At 40.2% G+C, this 7,887-nt stretch carries 7 protein-coding genes; all 7 read right to left on the bottom strand.

The annotated features are described in order from the left end of the window. Positions 1 to 1,134, bottom strand: a 1,134-nt coding sequence (locus ACJML3_RS06280; RefSeq protein ID WP_406021598.1) for a chemotaxis response regulator protein-glutamate methylesterase, incomplete at its 3' end; no start/stop codon positions are given. 31 nt (positions 1,135 to 1,165) lie between these two features. After that, positions 1,166 to 3,265 (bottom strand): chemotaxis protein CheA, encoded by a 2,100-nt coding sequence (locus ACJML3_RS06275; protein ID WP_406021597.1) that lies wholly within the window; start codon positions 3,263 to 3,265, stop codon positions 1,166 to 1,168. A gap of 23 nt (positions 3,266 to 3,288) precedes the next feature. Beyond that, positions 3,289 to 4,047 (bottom strand): protein phosphatase CheZ, encoded by a 759-nt coding sequence (locus ACJML3_RS06270; RefSeq protein ID WP_406021595.1) that lies wholly within the window; start codon positions 4,045 to 4,047, stop codon positions 3,289 to 3,291. A gap of 15 nt (positions 4,048 to 4,062) precedes the next feature. Then, entirely contained in the window at positions 4,063 to 4,446 is a 384-nt protein-coding gene (gene cheY / locus ACJML3_RS06265) for a chemotaxis response regulator CheY (RefSeq protein ID WP_219936425.1), read from the bottom strand. A 111-nt stretch (positions 4,447 to 4,557) separates the two neighbouring features. Then, the gene (locus tag ACJML3_RS06260; RefSeq protein WP_406021592.1) at positions 4,558 to 5,298 is read right to left on the bottom strand and encodes an RNA polymerase sigma factor FliA; all 741 of its coding nucleotides are present in this window, start codon (positions 5,296 to 5,298) and stop codon (positions 4,558 to 4,560) included. A 14-nt stretch (positions 5,299 to 5,312) separates the two neighbouring features. Continuing rightward, complete coding sequence (locus tag ACJML3_RS06255; protein ID WP_331853791.1) at positions 5,313 to 6,143, bottom strand: MinD/ParA family protein; 831 nt, start codon at positions 6,141 to 6,143, stop codon at positions 5,313 to 5,315. A gap of 30 nt (positions 6,144 to 6,173) precedes the next feature. Beyond that, on the bottom strand, positions 6,174 to 7,574 hold the full coding sequence (flhF, locus tag ACJML3_RS06250; RefSeq protein ID WP_406021590.1) for a flagellar biosynthesis protein FlhF: 1,401 nt from the start codon (positions 7,572 to 7,574) through the stop codon (positions 6,174 to 6,176). Positions 7,575 to 7,887: the final 313 nt, after the last annotated feature.

The raw sequence follows: 7,887 nt of genomic DNA, 5'->3' as shown, positions 1-7,887 counted from the left end.
GGTTTCCTCATTCTGAGCCCAGATTACAGATCCTTTTCTCTTTAAAAGGGTACAGCCTTCACAGCCATCAGATCCCATTCCAGTTAGGATCATGGCTAAAACCTTGTCACCGTAAATCTGTGATAAGGATGCAAATGACACATCCACACAAGGATTGTAGGTAACTCTGCCTGTATCGGAAATAATTCTTACTCTAACCTTTACACCTACCTTCTCAAAAATCATCTGCTTGCCACCAGGTGCAATATAGCAGGTACCAGCTTCAAGAATTTCACCATCTTTTGCCTCAACAACATGCAACTGTGACAATGCATCAAGTCTCATGGCAAAGGTATTAGTAAATGCTGCAGGCATATGCTGAACAATAACCACAGGAACATTTAGTTTTGGAAGATTAGGAATAATCTGCTGAAGAGCAATAGGACCACCGGTTGATGAACCGATTGCAACAATAGAATGAAGCTTTCCTGAACGTCTGAATGCAGTGGTTTCAGATTTGTGATCACCAAAAGTAAACTTTCTTGCAGCAGCAGGTACAGCAGGATCAGTATTTAAAAGCTCACTAATCTTTTTATACTGCCCCATGGCAGCAGCTTCAGTTGTAGGTCTTACAGCTGATGCAGCAGAACTTGCAGCAGATGATGATGCTGTAGTGGCAGCTGTTGTTCTTAAAGGAGTTGGTGCAGGTCTTGACGCTGCAGTTGCTGTAGACAATGATGGTCTAAAACCGCGAACTCTTGAACGGGATACAGCTTTGATTGAACCTATTAAAGACTTTAAAGCCTCCTCTCTCCTGTGTGCGATATCATCAAAGTTCTTTGGCATGAAATCAATCGCACCAGCCTCTAAGGCCTTAAATGTAGCTGTTGCACCCTCATGAGTTAAAGATGAGAACATCAAAATAGGTGTTGGACATTTACTCATAATCTCCTTGACCGCACTGATGCCATCCATTACAGGCATTTCAACGTCCATGGTGATTACGTCAGGACGAAGTTTCTGTGTCAGATCAACACCTTCCTTTCCGTCCTTTGCTTCTCCTACAACCTGCATTGTAGGATCAGATTCAATAATCTCTCTTAGTCTTTTTCTAAAGAAAGTAGAATCATCTACAATCAAAACCTTGGTTGCCATAAATTATCCTTATATTTAATTTTTTATAACTTTATTCTAAAGGCTGCTCATTAGGTGAATTTCCAAATCTTTCAGCCTGCTCTTTTGCTATGCTCTGAGATGCTGATTTAACTGCTTTGTCCATTACAGAGCCAAGATCTGCAACTGCATCCTTAACATCAAGATTTACACGCTCTGCATTCTTGTGAGCATATGCTCTCATTAGACCTGGTATATCAAGAATAAGTGCAATACCACCATCTGATGTTACTGTAGCACCAGCCATACCAGGTGTATGGCGGAGGACATCATCAAGAGGTTTGATAACAACTTCTTCCTGACCTAAAAGCTCATCCACAACAAAGCCAACCAACTGAGCTGCTGATACCTGTACAAGAACAATATGAGCTTTTTGCTTCATATACTCCTTGATAGATACATTCTCAAACCACTGTTTTAAGAAGAACAGAGGTATAGCCTTGTCACGAATAACAATAGTATTCAGACCATCAACATTTCTCATTGAATCAAGATCAAGATAGAAGATCTCTGATACTGATGTTAATGGTAGAGCAAATGTTCTGTGAGATACACTGATCATCAGTGTTGGCAGAATTGCAAGAGTCAGAGGAACCTTAATCTCAATAGTGGTACCCTGACCATACTCTGACAGAACATGTACAATACCGTTTAGTTTGGAAATATTGGTCTTAACAACGTCCATACCAACGCCACGACCTGATATATCTGTAACCTCACTGTTTGTTGAGAAACCTGGTGCGAAGATAAGATTCAAAGCCTCAGCATCTGACAGTCTGTCTGCAGCGGACTCATCCATAAGCCCCTTTCTAACAGCAACCATACGCAGATTATTTGGATCCATACCCTGACCGTCATCAGAGATCTTAAGAAGAATATGATCACCCTGCTGTGAAGCTGACAGAAGAACGACACCGGTTTCGCTCTTGCCTTTTGCTTTACGCTCTTCAGGCGTTTCAATACCATGGTCACAGCAGTTACGAACCATATGAATCATAGGATCTGCTAAAGCATCTACAAGATTCTTATCTAATTCTGTATCCTCACCTTCCATTCTAAGTTCAATTTTCTTGCCAAGCTTTCTTGCAAGGTCACGAACAACACGAGGGAATCTACCGAATACCTTCTTAACAGGCTGCAATCTTGTCTTCATGATTGAATTTTGCAGATCGCCTGTAATAACATCAAGATTTGAAATAGCTTTTGACATGTCCTGATCAGAGCGTCTTGCAGCCATATTTACCAAACGGTTACGAACAAGAACAAGCTCACCTACAAGCTTCATGATGTCATCAAGGATCTTGGTATCAACACGAACAGTAGTATCAGCCTCAGAAGCAGATTTTGCTTCACCTGTCTTTGCAGGAGCTGAAGGTGCAGCCTTTGCAGCAGGTGCAGGTTTATTATCTGCAGCCTTTGCAGCCTCTGTTGCCTTTGAATAATCTTCACCAGATGCAACCTTAAGTTCTTCAACCTTCTTTTCCTGAGCACTTTCAACAAGCTTGTCAAATTCAGCATCAGTATCATCTGAATCTGAAGCACCGCCTTCACTCTCATCAACGCCCGGAGCATGTCCTTTACCGTGCAGCTGATCCAGTAAAGCTTCAAACTCTTCTTCTGTAATATCATCGATTGAAGAATCATCTGCTGCTGGTTCTGGTTCCGGCTCTGGTTCAGGTTCTGGCTCTGGTTCAGGTTCTGGCTCTGGCTCTTTTGCAGGAGCAGCTTCAACAGCCTTGCCTGCAGCTAATGCATGCAGTCTGTCAATCAGATCCTGCGGTGCATCATCCATTGGCTCAGAGTTTTTTACCTGATCAAATTTTGTAGTAATCTCATCATAGGCTTGAAGTACAGCATCCATAAGATCAGGGGCCATGCCGATTCTACCGTTACGCAGTTCGTCGAAAAGGCTTTCTGCAGCATGACAAACCTCAACTAATGGAGTTAAAGACAGGAAGCCTGCACCACCCTTAACTGTGTGGAAGCCACGGAAAATAGCGTTGAGCAGATCCTTATCATCAGGTGTCTTTTCAATCTGGACTAGCTGTTCATTGAGATTTTCAATAATCTCACCAGCTTCTACTATAAAGTCTTGTAGAATTTCCTCATCCATAAATCTATCTCCGTTATATTTTTTTAGAATCCTAAACTTGCAAGTAAATCATCAACTTCATCTTGATTTGCTGCAATATTGTCTGACTGTTTAATGCTATCAAGTGCAGGACCGTGTGGTTCAATACCAGACTGAAGTTCGTCCTTTTCAAGCAGATATTCTCTTTCAGATTCACTGAAATTCATCAGAAATTTTAATAATTTATCTTCTACTTCTGCTACAAGGGAAATAACCTTCTGTATCATCTGACCAGTTAAATCCTGATAATCCTGAGCCATCAGAATGGTTGTCAGCTGTTCTGACACCTTTGCAGCATTCTTCTTTGTATCACGAATCAGAGTATCAACATTCTTGCATAAAGTTACAAAGTTATCTCTGTCGATACGTCCGTGCATTAAAGCATTCCATGCAGGCAGCAGCTTTTCTACACTGTCATTGAGTTTATCAACCATAGGCTGGCATGCATCCACAGCATCAAGGGTTTTATTTGCCGCATTACCTGTCATGCTGATGATACTTGTCAGTCGCTCTGATGCTCTTGGCATATCTACGTTAGCTATTACTCTTAATCGATCATCTTCTGCAAAATCTTTAATTGCATTGTGAAGATCTCGAGTCAAAGTGCCAACTTCCTCAAAAACCTTAGACTGCTTGTCTAAAGATGGGAATTTTCCAGCTAACTTGAGCAATGCATCTCTTGCATCATCCTGCATGCCTGCCTCAACAAGCGCACGAAGATCCTCAACATCCTCAAGAGTCAACTGGACAGCATCATTTGCCATAAGCTAATCTCCTGATTATTCAAATCGTTCGAAGATTTTATCGAGCTTTGCCTTTAAAGTTGCAGCAGTAAATGGCTTAACAATATAGCCATTAACACCTGCTTTTGCAGCTTCAACGATCTGCTCTCGTTTTGCCTCAGCAGTAACCATAAGTACAGGCATTGCCTTTAGCTTTGGACTTTTACGAATATTCTTCAGAAGGTCAATACCCTGCATGATAGGCATATTCCAGTCTGTTACAACGAAATCAAAGTCGCCAGCCTCAAGCATTGGCAGAGCGGTAGCACCATCGTCGGCCTCATGAGTATTGTTAAAGCCTAAATCTCTTAAAAGATTCTTAATAATACGGCGCATTGTTGAGAAGTCGTCAACAATCAGTATCTTGATGTTCTTATCCAAGATTTTCTCCTTCTTCCATGAAAAATCAGTCTTTTTGCTGATTTTCCTTACTTTTATAAGCAGTATCTATAGAAAATACCACTATTAAAATTCAAATCTGTTACTTAGCCCTTAATTTGCAGTCCAATCTTTGAGCATAGATCTCAATCTTGCCATGGTCTGCGACATAAGCTGGCATATTCTTGATTCACTAAGTTCAAGAACTTTTCCAATTTCCTTCAGGTTTAGTTCTTCATCATAGTACAGTGCCAGAATCTGCTGCTCCTTTTCAGGAAGGTTTTTAATGGCCTCAGCAAGTGATTTCTTAAAACTGCTTGATGCTAGAGTTTCAAAAAGCCTATCTCTTGTATTATCGCCACCATCTGCAATCACATCATCAGTAACACCTAAATCATCTATGCCGATTATCTGAGTTGATGATGAATCAAGAAGCATCTGATTGTATTTATCAATGTCAACACCAAGCTCATTTGCAATCTCTATGTCTTTTGGCTCTCTGCCAAGCTGATGTGACAGCTTGTTTATAGCTTGGGAAATACTTCTGGTATTCTGATGAACAGATCGTGGAGCCCAGTCAGACTGTCTTAACTCATCAATCATAGCACCACGTATTCTTATTGATGCATATGTATCAAATGATGCACCATGACCTTCCTCATAGTGGGATACGGCATCGATAAGGCCAATCATTCCAGATTGAATGAGATCGTCAACTTCAACGCTAGCAGGTAAACGGGCCTTCATGTGAAGAGCAATACGCTTAACAAGAGGTGCATACTCTTCAACCTTTGCAGAAATATCAAGGCGTGCCTGTGCCTGATATATCTTTGCTCCATTAACCTTACCTGACATAAACAATCTCTTTTTTATTTCTTATTAACCAGGTTTTCGACAAAGAACTGCAGATGTCCACCTGCAACCTCAGGGATTGGCCAGCTTGTTATTCTGTTTGCAAGTGTCTTGAATGCTCTTGCTGCAGGTGATGTTGGGAATACATCAACAACACATGATCTCTGTCTTATTGCTTTTCTCATGTTCAGATCAACAGGAATACATGCTACAAGTTCAAGTGTGGCATCGATAAATCTCTCTGTTACGGTAACAAGCTTCTGGTACATAAGCTTGCCTTCGTCTAGAGAATGCAGAGAGTTACCTACAATCTTGAACTTTTTAACACCATAGTCTCTTGATAAGACTTTCATCTGTGCATAGGCATCAGCAACAGAGGTTGGCTCATTACATACAACCATCAGAACATCCTGAGCTGCTCTACAGAATGATAGAACCATGTCTGAAATACCGGCTGCAGTATCAACAATAAAGAAATCAACGTCTTCATCTAGGGTTGAGAAAGCTCTTATAAGACCTGCGTGCTGCTCTGTGGTAAGCTCTACCATCTGCTTTAAACCAGATGATGCAGGAACGATTCTAAGACCATATGGACCTGTCTGAAGAATATCCTTTAGTTCGCACTCGCCACTTAATACATGACCTAAGTTCTTGTCAACCTTCAAACCTAACATAACATCGATGTTAGCAAGACCTAAGTCAGCATCAAAGAGCATTACCTTTTTACCAAGCTGGCATAAGGCAACGGCAAGATTCAAGGATACGCTTGACTTACCTACACCACCTTTACCACCAGTAACGGTAATTACCTTTACTTTACGTTGTGAATTTGCTGCTTCCTGTACCATTTTCTGCCCTTGTTTTTGAACATGTATTCGTTATTTACTAAAAGCCAAAGCTTCTTTTGCGACATCATTCTCTACAGCGCTTAAAGCTTTAACTGCAATATCCTTTGCACTTGGAACACTCAGATCTTCAGGAACTCTCTGACCGTCAGTGCAGTAAGAAAGTTTAAGTTTTTCCTTAATGCAAAGACACAGTGCATCTGCTAAAGACTGACTTTCATCAATCTTTGTAAGAATAAGACCTTTTATTCCCAATGAGCTAAAGTGCTCATATGCCTGCTCCAGCACTCTTCTTTGTGCAGTTGCAGGTAAAACCAGATAATGCTTCAGATTAAGCTTTGACTGTTCCTTGAGTTTTGCAAGTTGTGTGCCAAATCTTTCATCATTAAGACCTACACCTACTGTATCGACAAGAACCAAACTCTTGTCTTTGAGGGTATAAAGCATCTGTGGCAATTCATCTAAAGACTTGATGGCAAAGCTTGAACAGCCCATAATACGACCATAGGTCTTAACCTGTTCCACAGCACCAATTCTGTAATGATCGGCAGTAATTAAAGCTACTCTGTCTGCACCATATTTCATAACAAAACGTGCTGCAAGCTTTGCTAAAGTTGTTGTTTTTCCGACACCTGCAGGACCTATTAGTGTCACAATTCCGCCTTCTGTGATGATTTCATCATTTCCGGTCTTAATCTTCTTTTCTAAAATTCCAGCAAGCTGTCGCCATGCAAAATTAAATGAAGCATCTGAATCAATTTCATCAGATAGAGAAGATGATACGCTCCTATCAAAACCGCTTGATAAAAGAAGCTCATAAATCATTGCTTTTACAGGCTCTTCACGCTTTTTGCTGTCTGACATTAAGCCGGCAAGTTCAAACTGCAGCAGACGTCTTATTGAATCAACATCCTGACGCATCTTTTTGAGTTCTTCACTTTCCTTTTCAGATGCAAAGCTCTTGTATGATGAAATACCGTGGGTATTTTCAACTTTCTCTTTTACGTCATTATTCTGTTTGAACAGATCTTTAAGACCTGACTGTGCATATAAAGGTGCAGGAGGTTCTGAATTTGCAGAGTTTGCCTTAACAGCTGATTTTTGCGCCTTGCTCTGTTCCTGTTTCTGTCTTTCTAGGATCTCAAGAAGGCTCTTTGCAAATTCTGATGATTTACGTTCTGAAACTTTGCTGTTTTTTGGATTGGTTGCAGCTTTAGATAGGGTGACCTCATCGTCCTTGATTGTTCTTGAGGAGGTCTTCTTTTTTGCAGCTGCCTTTACAACTTCAAGAGAGTCTGTTTCAACACCTGCAATGATTTCAACGCCTTCAGCTACGCGTTTGTTAGACATAATAACAGCTTCAGCACCCAATTCCTCTTTAATCAAAGATAATGCTGAACGCATGTCTGCGGCAACGAAGCGTTTTAATTTCATACCTAAACCATTAATATTTATAATTCTGCTATGTATACCATTAACTGATAATGGTTATCATATAAGTTCACTTACTTGAATTTTCTATAAAAAAATTCTGTAAGTCAATAAAATCAACGTAATTACAATAAATTATGTTAAGTTGATTAAGCTATTTTTTATTATTTTGTTATCTTTGTTGTGTTTTAGACAGTTGCCTATTTTATTGTAATTATGTTTTTTTGCAAACGTTTACTAGATAGACAGTTCAGGCAAGGTAAGAAAAAAAAATGACAAACGAGCTAATCTGGCAAATGTTTTTTTGCTTGATAAT

Source organism: Succinivibrio sp., from assembly GCF_045124615.1.
GTDB classification, from domain to species: Bacteria; Pseudomonadota; Gammaproteobacteria; order Enterobacterales; family Succinivibrionaceae; genus Succinivibrio; species Succinivibrio faecicola.
The sequence above is the reverse complement of the archived record's forward strand: the minus strand, read 5'-3'. Positions and strand labels throughout refer to the sequence as shown.

Bases quoted from the DNA above. Each gene is read 5' to 3' on its own strand.
- ACJML3_RS06270 (WP_406021595.1), bottom strand. From the start codon at position 4,047: ATGGCAAATGATGCTGTCCAGTTGACTCTTGAGGATGTTGAGGATCTT.
- flhF (WP_406021590.1), bottom strand. From the start codon at position 7,574: ATGAAATTAAAACGCTTCGTTGCCGCAGACATGCGTTCAGCATTATCT.
- ACJML3_RS06260 (WP_406021592.1), bottom strand. From the start codon at position 5,298: ATGTCAGGTAAGGTTAATGGAGCAAAGATATATCAGGCACAGGCACGC.
- ACJML3_RS06275 (WP_406021597.1), bottom strand. From the start codon at position 3,265: ATGGATGAGGAAATTCTACAAGACTTTATAGTAGAAGCTGGTGAGATT.
- ACJML3_RS06255 (WP_331853791.1), bottom strand. From the start codon at position 6,143: ATGGTACAGGAAGCAGCAAATTCACAACGTAAAGTAAAGGTAATTACC.